Here is a 17,996-nt window from a genome sequence, read left to right on the forward strand (position 1 = left end):
TAATGTTTTTTTTTGAAAATATCCTTGTCTAGTGAAGCTTACTTCATTTGTATCTTTTGCGTAGCTATCTCTGCAGCCGCGTTGTAATTTCTTTGCACATTTCGAGTGGTTGGCGAGGTCAGCGTTTGGCAAGGAAGTGCTGTTGAATAAGTGCTAGCGATGAAAGCCACCTTAGAAAGCTCAAAGAACAAGGTGTCAATTCCCTAAATGATGTGTGAAAGGACGGTAACGTTCTCCCCACCGTTGTGGTCGATGTATCAAGCCGTCTATTGATTTTCTTCTTTATTTTGGTACCATTCGATTAGGCTAAGCTTGTAGTCGTCTGGATGTGTTCCGGAATCAAAACGGACCAGCTTTTCATTTTCAAAAGTGAAAAATTTGTAAGACGTTTTGGCGTGGTACGTTCGGTATATGGTAGTGCCTTGGTCTGTTGCAAAAACCATTTGCGCTTTATTTTGTTCGTTGAAGTCTTTCTCCGACATCCCCATCGTAAATACCGGTTCAGTGCCAAAAAAGAAAGAGGATTTACAACTCATTATGGTCATTACCAAACAAAGGATAGCTAATTTTCTCATGTATGTCACAGTGATTGTTACTGGAGAAAAAATACAATATAAATCAGAAAATACCAAATTTAGCGTAACCCGTTAACGAAGCCTATATAACCATTAAATTTTTCACACAAACGATTGCGTTTATATCGCTGTTGATGTGGCGCTTTTTTCTAACTAATATTGCTTTCAGCGATCTGTTGGAAGAAAGTGGGCTACCGGTAATAGTAACTGCGCAATGTTGGCGCATACCGGCCTAACGAATTCTAGGCAGGGCTGATACTGATAAAGCCAATGTGTGATGATTAAAGCTGTTCATAATGCCAGTAGGCGCACGTTTTTGCGATCCTTATCCATTTTTGGTGGATTATTTATCGCGAAGCATAGTGCTGCTGCTTTGGAAGGTGATCGACAGCATGCGGAATCTTTTTCCGTTGTTGCAGGGCCCTATCTACAAACCAATTTTGGAAATGAGATGTGTATTCAGTGGATTACGAATGCAGATGCCCACAGCTGGGTAATGTATGGTAGTGATCCCGAAGATCTGCATCTAAAAGCTACAGGCAATCCCGAATTGGGTTTGCTACCATTGGGGCAGATACATCGCGTGACCTTACGCAATCTAGTGCCCGGAAAAACGTACTACTACCGCGTGGTATCGAAAGAGGTATTGGACTTTCAGCCCTATAAGCTTAGTTATGGCGATACGTTGAGCAGTGATGTATACCAGTTTGTAAACCAAGATGTGGCTAAGTCGAAAGTTTCTTTTATTGTGCTGAATGACCTTCATGAAAAGTCCGGCGCTATCGAACGAATGCTAGCTTTGGATGCTGGCAAAACGAGAGACTTTGTGTTTTTTAATGGCGACATGTTCGATTATCAGGTGGATGAGCCGCAACTGCTTGCCGGCCTGCTCCAGCCGATTAGCAAAGCTTTCGCCAGCAACGTTCCCTTACACTATGTTCGCGGCAACCACGAAACTCGTGGCGTTTTCGCCAGATCGATCGCCAAATATTTTAAGCATATAGGCTATACAGCCTTCACATTGGGGCCGGCGCGATTTATCGTATTGGATACCGGAGAAGACAAGGTCGACAGCCATCCTGTGTATGGCGAGGTGGTGGATTTTGATGGCTATCGCGAGGAACAGGCGCAATGGTTCGCACAAGAAATGCAACAACCGGAGTTTACCAAGGCTGCATTTCGAGTAGTATTGATGCATATCCCGCCTTTCTACAGTGAAGACGAACATGGGTCTGTGCATTGTGCGACATTGTTTAATCCTTTGTTCAACACCGCACAGGTAGATTTAGTGCTTAGTGGACATACCCATGTCCATAAAATTCATGCCCCCAATCCTGAGATACACCGCTATCCCATTATTATCGGCGGCGGTCCGCAAGATGGTGAAAGGACGCTCTTGCGCGTTGATATTTCGCAAGAGCAATTGGATGTAGAAGTGTTGAACGATAGCGGAAAAAAGATTTCCGAATATCGGATAGATCGTCACTAGCTATTTCTAGCTCAACGAGGTTTCTTCTTGAAATACATCACCAAATCTGCGGAATGTCTCCACGGCCGTATCCACGGCGACAACCTTGTCCAGCTCGTATTTAGGGAGGCTGTTCAACGATTCGGTAAAAGAATGCCACATCTGTCCCGAATTTTCACCGTAGCCGCTGAAGAAGGAGAAGCCGCGGGTAATGCCCAACTTCTTTAACATCTGTACGATGTAGGGGCCACCCATGATGGATCCCTCCAATACATAGAGGGCACCCATAGCCTGTAGCTCGTTCGTCACGGAAGGAGCAGTCGCCGCAGGGAGATTGCTAAGATCGCCGCCCAACTCTTGGATATCCGCTTTAATATAAGCGGAGTTTCTTCGTTCTTGGTGATCTGGGAGGGTGTTCGCCGTAATGTAAGGGGCAATTGCTCGCTCCACGGCAGAAAAATAGGCATAGAAGCAGCGGAGCAGTTCAAGATAGTCCTGCTCTGTTTTGATGTGCTTGATGCGCATGACGACTTTCTTTTCGGTGTCCTGATGTCCGGTTTTGGTGGCTTTTTTTATGCTGTTGCTTAATAAATTCATGGCAAATTGTTTAATGTTTATGTAGTGGCGGCTGTGCCACAATAGGAATAAATGCAGGAGCTGTCGAGCGCTTGGTCGAGGGGCTGTTCATATTGAGGGATCTTGCTACACTGCCGCGCGGCGTAGCAGATTTATCGTCCCCTTGGATAGCGGCGAGGACGGCCTTCAAGGCCGGCTCAGTTGGGTTGCCCTGATCTCCGTTTGCTAATCCGGGTACCGAAATATCGGGCTCCATGCCGTTATAATAATCGCCCCAACCCTCGGCATTATGCAAGCTGAAACTGGCGAGGTAAAGGCTGTATTGGTCAATATGTATCGGGAAAAAGCCCACAGGCTTGCCATAGCTGCGCTCGCCCACCAGCACACAGGCTACATAGGGTTTAAGTGCGCTGATCAACAGCTCAGCTGCGGAAGCCGTTGTTCCTGAGACGATGAAGTATAGCGTTCGCAGCGATGTAAGGCTACCTTCCTTGCTGAAATAGACGCTGTTTGCTTTTTCTGAATAATCTACATCAGCCATTGTTGCGGAGCGTCCTTGGTATTGCACCGGCTTGCCCGAGCTGTCCAGGTAAGGTTGAAACTGCAATATTCGAGCGTTCGCATTTTGTAGGCGACTGTTAAACCGCTCGGTATACATCAACTTTCCATTAGCACTGCTGGGCGCAATGAGATTGGCTACATGGGCTGCAGTTTCCACATATCCGCCGGGATTATTGCGCAGGTCGATAATCATAATGCTTGGAGCATCCTGCGCGATAGCGGCAAACTTATTATCCAATGCTGTCTTGATATTGCTAAGCAATGGAAAGCCGTTTAAGGCTAAGTAGGCAACTTTCGTCGTACCCACCTCAAAGTTGCTGGAAGGGCCCAGTGTTTCTGTGCCTGTTAAGGTACTTGCTGCTAAAAGACCGCTACTGCCCGTTTTGGTCTGGATGGAGGAGTAGCGCGGTGCCCAAGCATCATCTTCTAGCTCGTAAGGCTTGTTTTTACTGGGATTGACGGCGTATTGCGCCATGTCGAAGAGCTCCTGTCGGTACATCTCGATTTCGGATAGTGCACTGTTTGCGTAGCGTGTACGCGGCGAAAACTGTGCGTAGCTAGGCAAGCTATTGTGCCATAGATACACTTGCCGTGCATATAGAAAAATAGAGTCCAACGTCAGTTCGTTACGCGAACCTGTGCCGGGTGATAACTGCTCGTCTTCGGTGTGAGGTGCAGGATCATCTTTTTCGCAACTGCTTAGCGCAACGAGTCCGAAGAGAAGGCAGAAAAGAGCTATTCGTTTCATTTCGCTAGTTTAGGTAAAAGACCTTACTTTTTTGTTGTTAGATCCGTGCTGCCTTCTTCCGTGATATAATATTTGAAAGAGATAAAGCCGCGTTTGGTTTGATAATCTTGTGGCGTAGGCGTGGTTAATGCTCCTTTATAGATGGAGATCATCTTGAATTTTACGTAGCGACCGTCGGTCAGTTTATAGACGGCTAAGTGTTCCGGAATAGGTGTAAAAGTAATTAAGTTGTTGTCATTTGAATTTTCGCTAACAGCCCAGATGTTATATTGTTCTGCAGCAAGGGCAGCCGTGTTAACTTGAAGAGAATAACGGTGTGTAAACACACTCTCCTCCGGAACAGTTTCTATAGCATCAAAATCACCGCGAAGATAGGCGACGCGGTTGTCTCCCTCCAAAGGGTCTTCGAAATGATTATTGAATGCAAAACCATTCATGAAAATATTTGATCCGTCTTTCCCTTTAAACGCGATATCCCAATCGGTTGGACTTTTTGCCTTATCTATGGAGACAAAAGCATTACTATTAAAGTCGAAATAGGTAAAATCCGTATAGGTATGAACTTCTGTAATTGCAGCTTGATCTAAAGGATAGTCGGTTACATAGACCACACCATTTGTGTCTTGCTTGGTATATTCATTGATGATGGTGAACTCTTCTTTTTCCTCTTCCTCTGGAGCAGGAGCGTCATTTTTGCTGCAGGCACCGGTAATACATGTGATAAAAAGGCCTGCGAAGAGATAAGCTAGTAGGTTTTTTTTTGTTGTCATTGTGGTTAAACGTGATAGATTAATAAATAAGTAAGGCATCCAGCTTTTGCTGGATGCCTGTATTGCATTAGAAAGCTTGGTAATCGAAGCTATAGTAAGGATAATTTGTTGCTGCAACAGGTGCATTCGGTGTTTCGCCGGTGTACAAGCTGTTGATTTTAAACTTGAATTTTGGTGTGCCGTTTTGTAACAATACCAAGGTTCTGCCTGCTTGAGCGCTAACGATGTGCGTGGTTAGGTTGTAGTTATACCAACCATTGCCATATACCGTAGATCCTGTAGGGCGTACAACCGAATTAATACCAATAGTGTTGCTGGTTGCTGCAGTGAAGCTATCGGAAGCGGTAACCGAAGCGAAAGCTTTATCGATATAAGCTAAGGTGTATCCTCCAGTTGTACGCGCTTTAATATCACCTGAAGCAGAACCAGTAAACGTAATTTGGTAATTTGCATCGGTAGCACCATCATTCTGAGTGAAATTAAAGTAGTATGTTCCAGAGATTGCCCAAGTAGAGTCTGTCCCGCCGCCAGAAATATTGCCTTGTGCAAAGTTGCGTACAGCATAAACAGATCCGGCCCGAGATACAGTTCCCTTCGTTCCGTTTACATCTGAGTAAACTTCATAGTTTCTCGTCACGCCATCGGGGATAACGATAGCCGATTCATTTTGCAAAGGTAAGCTAGGATTTACCACTTCATCTTTATTACACGAAGAGAAGGTAACTAAGCCTAAAAGTACCGCTACTGCGATTTGATTCCATTTTTTCTTTGTAGCTTTGAAAGCTTTTGATTGATTGAACATCGGGATTGAAAGTTCCATGTTTTTCATTTTTTTGGTTACTTAATAACAATGAGTAAATAATAGCCATCGAGCTTTTCCTAGGCTCTTTGGCGGCCACTAGTCCGGACAGTTTTCTGCTTGCAAGGTGATTATTGTCCTGACTACTGGTTTTTTGGTTCTTGCGAACCGCTTTTTAAGCATTTGGCGCCGTGCTTAAGATCTTTATCGCGTTTTTATCGTGGTGTTTCCCACTTCTTTCTGTACGTAATATTTAAAGTTGAGGTAAGGAGCGAGTGTCTTTGTTGTTGGCTCTCTCCAGTTGGGCGCTTCCGCGGGATTATCCTTGTAAAGATTGACGATCTGTACCTTCACGTAGCGTCCGTCTTGCAAAAGAAACAGCATCGAACGGTCTTTGTATGGACGTAGTTCGTGGTTGGCAAATACATAAAAGCCCCAAGAATCGTTAGGCTCGCTTAGTCCCAAATGGTTGACGTTTTTTGTGAAATCTGCTGTGCTTGGCACCTGATCAAGTTCATCAAAAAGTGTTTTTGCCACCGTTACTTTTCCGCGGCCTGCTTGTCCATCGGCCGTGGTTGCGTTGGTATTAAAGCTGGAATTGTAAATGTTATCTACATAGAAGTGCCAAGTAGACGAGGTTTCGAACGTGTAAGCACTTAGATCGCCTGCGTTATGGTTATCACTATAGATCGGCATGCTGCTATCAAAATTAAAGCCTAGTGGTCGGTGTCCCTCCGAAGAAGAGTTGCCCACGTCAGGGCAAGGTAGATTGACAATATAGACCACTTGGAACTTTTCGTCGAGGTAGGCGTAATCATTGATCTTTTTCACGCGCGCGGGCACCCAATTCGTGCCGGCTAAAAAGCCTTCTTCTTCGGGTTCTGGCTCGACAATAGGATCTTCACCTTTCGAACAAGCTGTAAAGAACAGCGCTAGAAAGGCTATGGAAATCATGTTTTTAACAATCTTCATCTGTATCATGTTGGTTTGTATTTTTTATTCTGCTGTGCTAAAGTCTGTACTTTTATCTTTTAAGATGGTGTATTTAAAGCTGATGAAAGGAGCTTTATCATCACGGTCGGGGTCTTCTGGCTTGTTCTTGTAGAAACTGTAGATGATAACCTTCGCCCAGTTGCCTTTGGCTGTTTTGATAATAATGGGGCGCGCCATGTTGTATACCACATGTGATTTTTTAGCATTGCCGGGATACATCGTGCCATAGAAATCGTAAAAGGCATAGCCATCACCACTCCCCAGAAAATGATCCAGGTTCAGGTAGCCGTTGGAGAGTAGCTTTGCCTGCGCCGCCGCCGGGACTTCTGCTATTTTATTGTACGCTTCATCGAGGTAGCTGAATGGTATAGGTAACACTTTTGGCTTGTGCGTATTGCTGTCGTAGTATTTGCTGTCCACCTCGCTGTCGACAACCAAGTGAAGTCCGCCGCGACCGGTGCTTCCAAACCCAGGGCCTTTGCTGCCATCCTCAAATTGCACTTCGCCGTGGTTTGCCCAAATGCTGCTGTTGTAGATACCAGCAAAAGCGATGTCCCATTTATCGGTGGCTGCATATTCTTTAGGAATGGCGCGTCCGTCTTCCAAGCTGTAGTAGATCGTTTGGAAATTGCCATCGCTCGTTACGTCTTGTCCAGACATGGTTTGCGTGGTGTCGCCAGGGAGATTGTTTACGGTGTAGGTGCCACTGCTGGTTACGGTGATGGCTGGTAACTCCGGCAAGATCGGCTCGGGTTCAGGCGTTTCGCCTTTGTCCGAACAGGCGACGAAGGGTGCTAAAAGCAGGCCGCAACAGGCTATTCGAAAGGAGAAGATCAAGCTGTTGTTTTTAAATTTCGTTATCATCGTTTTAGCTATACAGTTATTGATTATCTTGTTTTTAGGTTTGTGCTTCCATCCTCCTGCACAAAAAAGCGGAAGGTGAGGTAAGGGGCGGGCCAGTGCAGGTTGGTGACTACCGGCGGGTTTCCTTGATACACATTGATCAGCTCTAGCTTGGCATACTTGCCTGTGGCTGTTTTCAGTATGAATGTTCGTCCTTTAATTGGTACAGCCAAGTGGGTATTGAGGCTGTAGTTATACCATCCATAATTATACTGCTGGGGCCATCCTTGCCAGCCCACAAAGCCTTGGTTGTTTTCAAAATTGGCATCCTCGGGCACGATATCCACTTCATCGTAGGGTTTATCAACCTTGATGATTGCGCCTTGTCCGCTTCCACCGTAGCCCGGGCTTTTCACGACCTCGGGGTTGTTGACATAGACGATGGAGTTATAGATTTCTGTGAAGGCTATATCCCAGTCATTGGTCTTCATGTAGCGCGCCGAGTCGGCCGCATTGTTGAGCCAGATCTGTTTTTTTGTAGTGAAGCTATACAGAAAGGTGCGGAAATCACGTTTTTCTTTGCCATCGACACCATCGCCTACCGAGGCGCCGGTATCGCCTGCGAGATCTTCCACGACGGTGCTTTTCCCGTCGGCCAAATCAGGTTGTACTTCTTCTTTGCTACAGGACAGTGCCATAGCCGTAGCAAAGAATAATCCGATCAGCCATGGCGAGCGTCCTGTTCGACGTCTTGTGGAAGAAGCGTTAAGCGGTTTGTTTTTCATGTTGATCCGTATGCGTTTTATGTTCATCATTTTATCCTTTAAATAGCCGGTAGGTTAGCCCGGCGCTTAGTAATCTGCCCATCTGTCCCGGTATAAGCCGATCTACGTAGTCAAATAGATTTTCCGCGGTAAGTGTTGCCGTCAGACGGTTGTTGCGGAAGCGCTTCTCTAGCGAGGCATAGACGATTACATGAGCGGCAACCTCAATATCGTATCTGTCGTAGAATCCGTTGCTGTTGGCATCGTCAAAACCATATCGGCTGCGGAAGTTAGCACGCGCGGTTGCGGTCAAGCTCCAAGGCATGCGGTAGGTGATATTGGCATTAAGCATATGTCGAGACCTATTCCATAAACCGATGTAGTCGCTAGGAACCGATGCACGATCTGTCCCTGTTCGGGCATCGCGAATGCTGTAGTAGGGATGTCTTCCCGCGCTGATGCTATCGATGATTCCCTTGTTTTTGGTGATCAAGTATTGGTAGCCGATGTTAACATCCAATTTGGGCATGGGCGAATAGGATGCAGACAGCTCGAATCCCGTGTTGTAGGCCAGTGCAATATTTTCGAATGTATAGATTTGTTCTTGGTTTATCTTCCTTGCAATTTGAAGGGTGTTGATAAAATTCTCCTGCCGATGGTAAAACCAAGATCCTTCTAGTTTTAGCTTGTTTGAAGGGCTGTATGCCCATCCTGCGTTGAAGGATGTGGAGCTTTCGGGTAGTAGTCTGTCGGGAAGGTTACTTAACGTATATTCTTGAATATTAGATATCTCTCCCGCTGCCTGCAGATCCCGTAAACCTTGTTTGACCACCTCGGCCCCCATCACGGTGTAACCTTGCAAGGCGTTATAAAATATCTGGTAGCGTTTCTTAAAATCGGGCGCAATGAAGCCACGACCGAAACCGACTTTAAACGTTAGCTTTTCCGTTGGATGATATTGTGCACCAAAGCTGGGACTTAATTGGCCGCCATAGGTGCCGGCATGGTCATAGCGTAGGCCAGCGACAAAGTTGATGGTTTCCGATGGTATATAATCGGCTTGGGTGTAGGCAAACGCATTCCATAGCAGATCAGACTGTTCGACAGATGCGTCACGCATCTGACTCAAGTTGCCTCCTAAGCCCGATGTGAATTTGAGGCTACTACTTGCCGCGTAAGCGAACTGTTGCTCGATACGATGGTTGTATTCGTTGAACTCGTTATTGGACAGTAGGGCATTACTGTTCTCGCGCACAATATCCATTTTAGTATCAAACTGGGTGTAGTAGTAGCGAAGCATTGAGCGAAGGCCATTGCTGTAATTACTGTTAAGGTTAAGCGTGATGTTGATGTCGTCATCACGTAAGTTGTCCAAGTTGTTGTTAAGGGACGCCCCTCTGCCGAAAGCTTGGTTGTTATTCGATCTTCTGGAGTTTAAGCGTGCTTGTAAGCCTACGGTATGTATCTCATTGAGCTGATAGCGGACGCGTGACTGCAAGGTTAGGTTTTCGGTAGGGGGAATTGTTTGCCCATTCATGTACCGTCTATCGGTGTTGAAGCCATCGTTGCGGTAGTAGTTTCCGGTCAACAAAATAGAGCCGCGCTGGCCTTGGAATGGTGTTTCGCCTTCCAGCGTAGCGTCGACTAGATTGCGGGTTCCGTAGAATAGGGCGGCACGAGCCTGCGGTTCTACCGCGCCATGGCGCGTGATGATATTGATGGCACCACCGAGCGCCTCACTGCCATAGAGGCAAGAGGTAGCGCCCTTGATAATTTCTATGCGTTCGACATTGGTCACGGATATGCGCGAAAGATCAAGGTTTCCGTTATTGCGCCCTACCATGGGCTGCCCATCTACCAACACCATAATGTATTGCGAACTAAATCCCTGCATCTGTATGCCTACGGCGCGGCTTCCGCTGGCAATATCGTTGACCATGGCTACGCCGGTCTGTTCGCGTAGTACCTCATCAAGTCGGCGGCTGCCCATCAGCTCGATTTGCCGACGGTCAATAACCTTGACAGGCATGGCGCTACGTGAAACATCAATCAGATTATCAGGATTGCCCACTTTGGCCTCCACCAACACATCTTCAATGCTTTGATCGCTCGCCGCAAGTTGAATGTCCAAACGAATCGTTTTGCCTACCGCGATAGAAACCTTGATTTCCTGCGGGGCGTAGCCTAAGCTAGAAACATGCAGTTTGTAACTTCCTGCAATGATATTCGAAAACTTGAAATTTCCCGCTTCATCACTATGACTAATATGCATATCCGGCATTAACCTCAGATTTACATGAGATAATGGTGCACCATTATTGTCGGTAACATGTCCGTTCAGGTTTCCCCTTATGCCGGTCTGCGCATGTGCAGGATAAATTCCGATGGATAGTGTAAAAACCATGCTGAACAGGTATACTAGTTTTGTTAAATGCAATGTGATAATCCGTTTGTTATTTTTAATCGTTCTAAATAAAGATGTGGTACAAATATGGACATTAAGGCTTTTAACTGGTTTGTTCATTCCGTTTTATTTTTTGTTCAATCCGTTTTATTTTTTGTTCAATCCGTTTTTTCTGTCAGATTATCGCGTTGATTATTACGACCTTATTTCTTTTGTTATTTGTTTTAAGATTCTTTTTATCAATGTTTTGTGTCTATTTTTAGGCAAGCGATTATTGATTTTCAATTTGTTCAATCCGTTTTTTATGAGAAAGTTCTTCGTTTGTATTTAGATTGATTAAATGCTTTTTTTGTGTCGATTTAAAGATTAAACGTAACCGGATTGATGAAGGAATTTATCAAATATAGCAGCTCCTTTCTAGGAGGTTTTACCATAAGAATTACGGCCATCATGGTTTGTTACCTGTGCTGTAGTATTAGTGTTTCGGCGAACCCCAAGCGAATTATAAGCTTGGGGGGAGCAATTTCCGAAACGATTACAGCATTGGGGCTTGGGGCTCACTTAGTAGCCGTGGATGTGACGAGTGTCTATCCTGAGACAGTGAAGCGCTTACCTAAAGTGAGTAAAAATCGCTCGGTATCCACCGAAGGATTGATCAGTTTTCGTCCCGACTTGGTGATTGCACCACAAGGGGATGTGCCGGAAGGGATTATACAGGCTTTGCGTGGGGCGGGCATTCGCTTTGTTGCTGTTAAGCAGGAATATTCCGTGAAAGGTGCATTGGCGTTTATCCGGGAGATAGGTACCATCGTTGGCGTAAAGCAAAAGGGTGAGGCATTGGCCCTAGAAACCGAAAAGCGCATCATCAAAGCACAACAGCTGGTGAAATCCAGCAGTACGAGCAAACCTAAAGTGCTTTTCATCTATGCGCGCGGTACAGGCACCATGACGGTGGCTGGGCGCGGAAGTAATATGGATGCCATTATTTCTCTGGCCGGTGGACGAAATGCTATTCAGGAGTTCAATCGTTATAAAACCTATAGCACAGAGGGATTGGTCAGTGCCAATCCGGACGCTCTTCTTTTATTTGATTTTGGCGTACAAAGCTTGGGAGGAAAGGCGGCTATTTTGGAGATGCCCGGTGTGGCTTTTACCAACGCAGGCAAAAAAAAGCGTATCCTTTCCGTCGACGGACCGTTGATGGTCAACTTTAGTGTACGCTTGGATCAGGCCATATTGGCCCTTCATGGAGAACTGAAAAAGTAAACCTCAGTAACAGAAAGATAAATGTTGAATCGAAAATTGATATATGTGGGGCTCATCGCCGGGTTGGTTGCCGTTATTTTGGCGTCGCTGGCGATGGGAGCCATGAAAATCCCGCTAGGGGATGTTTTGGCAATTCTGGGGAGAAAAATAGGGTTTCCGGTACAAAGGCCAGTTCAGGATCTGTATGAAAATGTGCTGCTCTTTGTCCGGTTGCCACGCGTGGTACTCGGCATACTGGTTGGCGCTGCATTGGGAATTTCGGGCGCTGCTATACAAGGCATCTTCCGCAATCCGCTTGCTGAGCCTGGGCTTATCGGGATTTCGGCGGGTGCCTCCCTTTTTGCGGTGTTGGTCATCGGCATGGAAGCCTTGCTGTTCGTGTCGCTAGCCAACCTCTTAGGGCTTTATCTATTGGCTTTTGCAGCCTTTGCTGGCGCGGGGGTCGCGGCGCTGTTGGTTTATCAGTTTTCCAAAACTGATGGCAAACCCAATGTGGCCACCATGTTGCTCGCCGGCATAGCAATCAATGCATTGGCTGGTGCGCTGACGGGGCTTTTCACGTACCTCGCCGATGAGCAACAGCTCCGGACGATTACCTTTTGGATGTTGGGCAGCTTAGGCGGGGCAAATTGGCCTACGGTGGTGGGTGTGCTTCCATTTATCGCCCTGCCGTTGATCCTGCTTCCCTTTTATGGACGAGGCTTAAACCTGTTTGCTATCGGTGAGAGCCAAGCGGAGCAGATCGGTATGAACCCCAATCGCATTAAATCAGTGGTGGTATTGCTGTCTACTTTGGCGGTGGGTGCCTGTGTTTCTGTAACGGGAATCATAGGGTTTGTGGGTTTATTAGTGCCGCATATTATCCGTCTGTTGGGCGGCGTAGACCATCGCTTGGTTTTGCCAGCTTCAGCGCTCTTGGGGGCGTTGGTGTTGACGGTCTCGGATATGTTGGCGCGCATTCTAGTCGCGCCGGTAGAACTACCCATAGGTGTAATTACAGCCTTGCTGGGAACACCGGTTTTTCTGTATATCCTATACAAAGACAAAAAGAAGATATTGAATTAATTTGCCTAGCGCAATAGTATGTTAGTGGATCAATTATGATTAGAGTAGAGTCCATAAGCTTTGAGATCAACAAGCGACATTTGTTGAAAGATATTACCTTCAGCATTCGCAAGGGAGAGATGCTCGCAATTCTTGGTGCAAATGGCGCCGGCAAATCCACCTTGATGAAGATCCTCTGTCGGGAAAAGAATCCCTCCGAGGGACGTATTATTTACAACGGCCGGGATATGAATAGCTATTCGATCAAGGAACTTGCGAATATGCGCGCCACACTTTACCAACAAAATGCCATTAGCTTGGCCTTTACCGTGCAAGAGGTGGTGCTAATGGGCCGTTATGGGAAATCAGGAAAAGCACCCGAGCTTTCTGACGAAGTCGTGCTGGAGGAAACGATGAGTGTATGTGGGATCGCTCATTTAGCCGAGCGTTCTATGCTTACCCTCTCTGGTGGGGAGCAACAGCGCGTGCACTTTGCCCGCGTACTGGCGCAGATATGGGATTGTAAGGAGGCCTTGCTGTTACTTGATGAACCCATTGCCAACATGGATATGCTCTATCAGCACCAAACCTTGGCGATAGCAAATGCTTTGACCAAAAAAGGCTTTATGGTGATTTGTGTACTGCATGAAATTAACCTTGCCGCACAATATGCCGACCGCGTTATTATGTTGAAAGGAGGGCGCAAATGGTGGGATGGAACACCGGAGGAAGTGTTTACGGCGAAGAATATTTTTTCAGCCTTTGGGGTGGATGCACAGGTGCGTATTGACCCACAGACGCTGACTACACAGATTGCACCGGTGGCGGTGCGCTTGGAAGCGACACACTTTAATTCCAGTATGGCAGCATCCTACCATCAGCTTTCACTGAAGGAGCGGATGCTGACTTATATCGAACAAAACCCAGAGAAAGCATTGTGGCAGGTGGCGGATGCCTTGGGAACACGAGAGGCAGACTTGTTGTTGATTGATCTGGGGAAAGATGTCTTTCTTTTGGGGAATGATATGGAGAAGATCCTACAGCGTATAGAAAGTCTAGGATGGGTGAAAGCAATGACCTACAATCCGCATTGCGAGAATCAACGGGAGGGGGTGTACCGCAATTTCAGCAAAGAGGAGCATGTGACACTCTTTTTGGGTGAAGATATTGACCTACGGATTTTTGCAAGCCGATGGTCACTAGCTTTGGCGGTATGCAAACCGGGAAAAGAAAGTTTGCAATTTTTTGATAAGATGGGCAAGGCGGTGCATAAAATTATGCTGACGGAAGGTAGCTACCGCGAGGCCTTTATGGAACTGGTGGCCGACTTTAAGGATATACAGCAATCGTTACCCGCTTTTGAACGTGCGACGCGCAAAGGAATGCCCGAGCGGCGGGATGCGGAAATCGATGTGGTTGAGTTTCGACGCTCTTGGGACAGCATGCAGGATACGCACGAGTTTTTTGGTCTCTTGAGACGGTATGGCATGACGCGCATGCAGGCATTGCGTTTAGCTGCCGGCCGGCGTGCCGTGCAGGTTACACTGGAATCCTTTCGGCGCACCATCATGCAATGCTCGTTGGAGAAAATACCCTTAATGGTGTTCACCGCCAATGAGGGCTGCGTGCAGATTAATACGGGCGAGCTCAAGCGTATTGACCAACAGGGCAAGTGGCTTACCTTGCAGAGCAACAGCACGGGACAGATCCGCCTAAACGAGGATGCCGTAAATTCGGTATGGCATGTGGTGAAACCCACCGCAGATGGTGATGTCAACTCGTTGGAGCTGTATGATACCGAAGGAGAGATGATTGTGCAGTTTTTTGGCGAGCGTAAGCCGGGCATTGCCGAACTGGAGAGTTGGCGCGAAGCACTGGGCCATGGCGTAGTTTAAAATGTGAACAGTATAAACCAAGATGAACGATGAAAAGACAAAAGCTAACGGATTTTCAAAAGATGGGCCACAGCGAATGGCTTATTAACCGATTACAGAACTATTGCCTTGCGCGACGCATGAAATATTCGGAAAAGAGGCTGATGGTGGCCATCAAATTGGCCGAAATAGACCGAAAAGTGGAGGCCGAAGAACTGTGGATTTTATTGAAGAAAGATGGTTACCCGATCAGTATTGCATCGGTTTATCTTAATTTAGGAGTCTTGGTAGATGCCGGTATTTGCGCAGCGGAACGCCTAACGCAAAGGCAGGCCTTGTATTTTGTGCCCGCTACAGCTTAACTTCGCTGGGCGGCATACCATAGTAACGTTTAAAGGCATTGGTGAAGCTCGCTTGGTGTTTAAAACCGACTAAATTGCCTATTTCGTACATGTTGCCTCGCTTTTCTTCGACAATCAATCGCCGGGCTTCCACCATACGCTTGCGCGTGATAAAATCGTAAATAGTAGTGCCAAAGTATTTTTTGAAACCTGTACGCAACTTGGATTCGTTCAATAGGGCTTTTTTAGCCAGCTCTTTTTGCGTAGGCGGGTTGACATAATTCTCCTCCAACAGTTCCCGCACACGATCCAGCTTTTCGATATCCTCGTCCTGTAAAATTTCTTTTTCGTCTTGAAGATATTGACTAAACTGCTCGAGCTGATACATGATAAGTTCCAGAATGCGGGCATCGGTAAACATGCGTTTTAAGTGCCCATCTTGTTTGCACTCGCGTATACCCTCGATAGAATGACGCATCTCTGGCGTTACATAAAGGTCTTCATCCGTAAAGGAGCTCGTTATGCCCTTTTCCATTTCACGCAGAAAATCCTCGTGCAGCGGCGAGGTGGTATCCACCAGATTCAGGTAATAATCTTTGGAAAGCACCACTAAAAAGTAGATGTATTCCATTTCGGCTCGTACTTCGTAAGATTCTTTTTGAGTCGGTAAGTAGCGTATATTGTGGCGGCTTCGTCCGTAGCGTGGTTTGCTTTTACTACCCGATTTCTTCTCTTTACTGAATATAAACTGGCTGGCAATGGCATCGCCTTCGATCTCGGTTTCTATCCGTACATTCTCGCTGAAGTTCATCTCGGCGTAAAGTAGGAAAAGCCCGTTAGTAGAAAGCTGATAGTTTTTCATGTCTACGGGGCTTTGCTTGATATTGACCTGTCGCTCCGATAGTCGGTGGTTGGACACAAATTTCTCCGGAAGTTCTTCCATAAAGAGGTATTCGTTGTGGTGCTCAATCTTCGCTTTGATCAACATGGTAAGTTTGCTATAATACGTTGAAGGTTTTGTTCAGCACAAATATATTATATTATTTATAAAGAATCTAAATAAGAATGTATTTATTTCAATACTTGTTGGCTTTCTCTTGAGATTGGTATTGCAGCTGAAGTAAAAGTGTACTTTTCTCGAAATAGGTTAGCGCTTCGAGCAGGTTGTCAAAGGTGGCACTTCGTAATTGACGAAATAAGGTTTCCAAATAGTTCTCCATAATTTGATAACACCAAGTGGCTAAGCCCAGCGGGATCTCCACACGAGGTACATAACGGCCTTTACTGCTCAAAGCCTTGCGCAGCGCATTGCTAATATTTTCGATCAACAGCAGATGTGCAGCTTGGTTAGCGCCTTCGTGTGTCTGATACACATCTTTCTCTTGAATTTCGTGGAGTTTTTTTAGCGTATTTTTCGCAATCTCTAGAAACGCGCTTCGGATAAGGTCGGTGTCCTGTGTCTCCCAAGTGAATATTTCTAGCAACTCGTCCACCCGGTCATTGGCAAGTTGTACCTGTCTGTCCAACAACTGAAGATCATCACCTACGATGGCATGCTGTCGCAACCTGCGGACTTCACTAAGCTTCGCAGCGAGCTCTTTACTTGCTTGGAAATAGGCGGATACTTTATCGTTCATCGTGTATTCGGAGCATGGTACAGAGAGGCTATTTAAGTCCTCCCTGTCCATACACAAATATAATGCTTTCAACACGATAGCGCAACAGCAAGTCTCGCATTATCATCTTGAAATTGCAATTTTTTGATAGAGCAAACGCCTCTTGCTTAGCGTTATGCTCGCGTTTTACTCCGTGGCATTGTTCTTCATGGCCATCAACAGGTCGTAGGCGCCCCTTTGCACCACCGGTATACCTGTTAGGGACGCCGCATCAAGAATCTCGACAAGTCCGTCACTGCTTTCACCAATCGCTACGGCACGCAGCTCAAACGAAGAGTCGCCGATTTTTACAAATACGTATTGCTTGTTTTCAAACGATACAACACAGTTTTGTGGCAGGCTATTCACTTCATAATTACGAATGGCAACGTCTGCATTGATATATGTTCCCGAGACCCATAACGGGTTCGGTTGATCCAGTCTCGCGTAGATAATACCGGCACCATCAGCATCTAAGCTGGCTACCTTATTGATAATCGTCGCCATTTTTTTGCTGTCTGGCGTACCGTTGGTATATGCCGCTATTTTCTGGCCATTTTGTAGCACAGGAAGATCCTTCTCAAAGGTATTCAGCTGCAAAATCAATCCACGCGGGTCAATCAACTCACAGATAATATCTGTCGGTGTGACGTACTGTCCGGTATTGACCAATACTTTACTTACCGTTCCTGTAAAAGGTGCGTAAATATTGATCGTCTGCTGAATATTGTTTGCATCCAGTGTATAGGGGTCTAGGTGCAGCAGGCGTAACTTTTGTTCCAACGCACGTAGCGTAGCACTTAATTTTTGAAAGTCTGCGCGCGCTGTTTGGAGTGTTTTCTCGCTCGTAGCTTGCTGTGTGTTGAGTTTCTGTTGGCGGTCGAAGTTTTCTTTCACCGAGATCCAATCGGCTTTAGCCGTGAGGTAGTCCTGTTGCAATTGGATGAGCTGCATATCGGCGATCGTGGCCAGCACCTGACCTTTGCTAAACTGTTGGCCCGCAATAATATGCAAAGTCTTTATATGTCCGCCCAGTACACTCGAGAGTGAAGTCAGGTGCGTTGGTGTTACCGATACCTTCCCCGTCAGCAAAATATTCTTTTGCATAGCTTTACGCTGGAGGGAGGTCGTGTCCAGATCAATCGTTTGCAGTTGTTCAGCCGATAAATGAAGTATGGCATGGTCTATACTGTCTGTTGCGTTTGCAGTTTCGTTGTTTTGCGCGGTTTCTTTCGCCGGTTGTTGGCAGGAGCTAAGCAAGAGACTAGTCCCAAAAAACAAAGCGATGAAGATAGAGTTGTATGTAGACATGATA

General features: G+C 46.3%; 17 protein-coding genes. 5 read left to right on the forward strand and 12 right to left on the reverse strand.

All coding sequences use genetic code 11. The features are described 5' to 3' along the window. Window positions 1–266 precede the first annotated feature (266 nt). Window positions 267–575, reverse strand: a complete 309-nt coding sequence (locus SCB77_RS16335; protein ID WP_320183066.1) for a hypothetical protein — start codon at window positions 573–575, stop codon at window positions 267–269. Window positions 576–852: 277 nt separating this feature from the next. On the opposite strand from SCB77_RS16335, the gene SCB77_RS16340 reads away from it, so the two are divergent. Then, window positions 853–2,064, forward strand: a complete 1,212-nt coding sequence (locus SCB77_RS16340) for an FN3 domain-containing metallophosphoesterase family protein (protein WP_320183067.1) — start codon at window positions 853–855, stop codon at window positions 2,062–2,064. Window positions 2,065–2,070: 6 nt separating this feature from the next. Here the strand turns inward: SCB77_RS16340 and SCB77_RS16345 are convergent, their stop codons facing one another. From SCB77_RS16345 to SCB77_RS16380, 8 genes are all read right to left on the reverse strand, one after another. After that, entirely contained in the window at window positions 2,071–2,640 is a 570-nt protein-coding gene (locus SCB77_RS16345; protein ID WP_320183068.1) for a biliverdin-producing heme oxygenase, read from the reverse strand. A gap of 10 nt (window positions 2,641–2,650) precedes the next feature. Next, a complete protein-coding gene (locus SCB77_RS16350) occupies window positions 2,651–3,928 on the reverse strand; it encodes a S41 family peptidase (protein ID WP_320183069.1) in 1,278 nt (425 codons plus the stop codon). A 23-nt stretch (window positions 3,929–3,951) separates the two neighbouring features. Continuing rightward, window positions 3,952–4,698 carry an HmuY family protein gene (locus SCB77_RS16355; protein ID WP_320183070.1) on the reverse strand — a complete coding sequence of 249 codons (747 nt, stop codon included), beginning with the start codon at window positions 4,696–4,698 and terminating at the stop codon, window positions 3,952–3,954. A gap of 67 nt (window positions 4,699–4,765) precedes the next feature. After that, window positions 4,766–5,518, reverse strand: coding sequence for a hypothetical protein (locus tag SCB77_RS16360; protein ID WP_320183071.1), 753 nt, complete (start codon window positions 5,516–5,518; stop codon window positions 4,766–4,768). Window positions 5,519–5,701: 183 nt separating this feature from the next. After that, entirely contained in the window at window positions 5,702–6,478 is a 777-nt protein-coding gene (locus tag SCB77_RS16365) for a hypothetical protein (RefSeq protein WP_320183072.1), read from the reverse strand. A 15-nt stretch (window positions 6,479–6,493) separates the two neighbouring features. Next, on the reverse strand, window positions 6,494–7,354 hold the full coding sequence (locus tag SCB77_RS16370; protein WP_320183073.1) for an HmuY family protein: 861 nt from the start codon (window positions 7,352–7,354) through the stop codon (window positions 6,494–6,496). Between the two features lie 23 nt (window positions 7,355–7,377). Further along, window positions 7,378–8,148, reverse strand: a complete 771-nt coding sequence (locus SCB77_RS16375; RefSeq protein WP_320183074.1) for an HmuY family protein — start codon at window positions 8,146–8,148, stop codon at window positions 7,378–7,380. 1 nt (window position 8,149) lies between these two features. Then, window positions 8,150–10,501 carry a TonB-dependent receptor gene (locus SCB77_RS16380; RefSeq protein WP_320183075.1) on the reverse strand — a complete coding sequence of 784 codons (2,352 nt, stop codon included), beginning with the start codon at window positions 10,499–10,501 and terminating at the stop codon, window positions 8,150–8,152. Between the two features lie 384 nt (window positions 10,502–10,885). On the opposite strand from SCB77_RS16380, the gene SCB77_RS16385 reads away from it, so the two are divergent. The 4 genes from SCB77_RS16385 to SCB77_RS16400 are packed head-to-tail and all read left to right on the forward strand — an operon-like array spanning window position 10,886 to window position 15,047. Beyond that, window positions 10,886–11,767 carry a heme/hemin ABC transporter substrate-binding protein gene (locus tag SCB77_RS16385; protein WP_320183076.1) on the forward strand — a complete coding sequence of 294 codons (882 nt, stop codon included), beginning with the start codon at window positions 10,886–10,888 and terminating at the stop codon, window positions 11,765–11,767. A 21-nt stretch (window positions 11,768–11,788) separates the two neighbouring features. Beyond that, window positions 11,789–12,832, forward strand: coding sequence for a FecCD family ABC transporter permease (locus SCB77_RS16390; protein ID WP_320183077.1), 1,044 nt, complete (start codon window positions 11,789–11,791; stop codon window positions 12,830–12,832). A gap of 35 nt (window positions 12,833–12,867) precedes the next feature. Then, the gene (locus tag SCB77_RS16395; protein ID WP_320183078.1) at window positions 12,868–14,706 is read left to right on the forward strand and encodes a heme ABC transporter ATP-binding protein; all 1,839 of its coding nucleotides are present in this window, start codon (window positions 12,868–12,870) and stop codon (window positions 14,704–14,706) included. Window positions 14,707–14,735: 29 nt separating this feature from the next. Further along, window positions 14,736–15,047 (forward strand): transcriptional repressor, encoded by a 312-nt coding sequence (locus SCB77_RS16400; protein ID WP_320183079.1) that lies wholly within the window; start codon window positions 14,736–14,738, stop codon window positions 15,045–15,047. On the opposite strand, the gene SCB77_RS16405 is transcribed toward SCB77_RS16400, so the two are convergent. The 3 genes from SCB77_RS16405 to SCB77_RS16415 all read right to left on the reverse strand — a co-directional run bounded on the left by SCB77_RS16405 (window position 15,037) and on the right by SCB77_RS16415 (window position 17,992). Then, entirely contained in the window at window positions 15,037–16,014 is a 978-nt protein-coding gene (locus SCB77_RS16405; RefSeq protein WP_320183080.1) for a helix-turn-helix transcriptional regulator, read from the reverse strand. The genes SCB77_RS16400 and SCB77_RS16405 overlap by 11 nt on opposite strands. An 88-nt stretch (window positions 16,015–16,102) precedes the next feature. Further along, window positions 16,103–16,663: a hypothetical protein gene (locus SCB77_RS16410; protein ID WP_320183081.1), complete on the reverse strand. Its 561-nt coding sequence runs from the start codon at window positions 16,661–16,663 to the stop codon at window positions 16,103–16,105. Window positions 16,664–16,828: 165 nt separating this feature from the next. Next, entirely contained in the window at window positions 16,829–17,992 is a 1,164-nt protein-coding gene (locus SCB77_RS16415; protein ID WP_320183082.1) for an efflux RND transporter periplasmic adaptor subunit, read from the reverse strand. Window positions 17,993–17,996: the final 4 nt, after the last annotated feature.

This window comes from Sphingobacterium bambusae (genome assembly GCF_033955345.1).
GTDB classification, from domain to species: Bacteria; Bacteroidota; Bacteroidia; order Sphingobacteriales; family Sphingobacteriaceae; genus Sphingobacterium; species Sphingobacterium bambusae.

Excerpts from the sequence above, each read along its gene's own strand:
- SCB77_RS16340 (WP_320183067.1), top strand. The coding sequence starts at position 853 with ATGATTAAAGCTGTTCATAATGCCAGTAGGCGCACGTTTTTGCGATCC.
- SCB77_RS16400 (WP_320183079.1), top strand. The coding sequence starts at position 14,736 with ATGAAAAGACAAAAGCTAACGGATTTTCAAAAGATGGGCCACAGCGAA.
- SCB77_RS16360 (WP_320183071.1), bottom strand. The coding sequence starts at position 5,518 with ATGGAACTTTCAATCCCGATGTTCAATCAATCAAAAGCTTTCAAAGCT.
- SCB77_RS16415 (WP_320183082.1), bottom strand. The coding sequence starts at position 17,992 with ATGTCTACATACAACTCTATCTTCATCGCTTTGTTTTTTGGGACTAGT.
- SCB77_RS16355 (WP_320183070.1), bottom strand. The coding sequence starts at position 4,698 with ATGACAACAAAAAAAAACCTACTAGCTTATCTCTTCGCAGGCCTTTTT.
- SCB77_RS16345 (WP_320183068.1), bottom strand. The coding sequence starts at position 2,640 with ATGAATTTATTAAGCAACAGCATAAAAAAAGCCACCAAAACCGGACAT.
- SCB77_RS16350 (WP_320183069.1), bottom strand. The coding sequence starts at position 3,928 with ATGAAACGAATAGCTCTTTTCTGCCTTCTCTTCGGACTCGTTGCGCTA.
- SCB77_RS16380 (WP_320183075.1), bottom strand. The coding sequence starts at position 10,501 with ATGGTTTTTACACTATCCATCGGAATTTATCCTGCACATGCGCAGACC.
- SCB77_RS16385 (WP_320183076.1), top strand. The coding sequence starts at position 10,886 with ATGAAGGAATTTATCAAATATAGCAGCTCCTTTCTAGGAGGTTTTACC.
- SCB77_RS16370 (WP_320183073.1), bottom strand. The coding sequence starts at position 7,354 with ATGATAACGAAATTTAAAAACAACAGCTTGATCTTCTCCTTTCGAATA.
- SCB77_RS16375 (WP_320183074.1), bottom strand. The coding sequence starts at position 8,148 with ATGATGAACATAAAACGCATACGGATCAACATGAAAAACAAACCGCTT.
- SCB77_RS16390 (WP_320183077.1), top strand. The coding sequence starts at position 11,789 with ATGTTGAATCGAAAATTGATATATGTGGGGCTCATCGCCGGGTTGGTT.
- SCB77_RS16395 (WP_320183078.1), top strand. The coding sequence starts at position 12,868 with ATGATTAGAGTAGAGTCCATAAGCTTTGAGATCAACAAGCGACATTTG.
- SCB77_RS16410 (WP_320183081.1), bottom strand. The coding sequence starts at position 16,663 with ATGAACGATAAAGTATCCGCCTATTTCCAAGCAAGTAAAGAGCTCGCT.
- SCB77_RS16365 (WP_320183072.1), bottom strand. The coding sequence starts at position 6,478 with ATGATACAGATGAAGATTGTTAAAAACATGATTTCCATAGCCTTTCTA.
- SCB77_RS16335 (WP_320183066.1), bottom strand. The coding sequence starts at position 575 with ATGAGAAAATTAGCTATCCTTTGTTTGGTAATGACCATAATGAGTTGT.
- SCB77_RS16405 (WP_320183080.1), bottom strand. The coding sequence starts at position 16,014 with ATGTTGATCAAAGCGAAGATTGAGCACCACAACGAATACCTCTTTATG.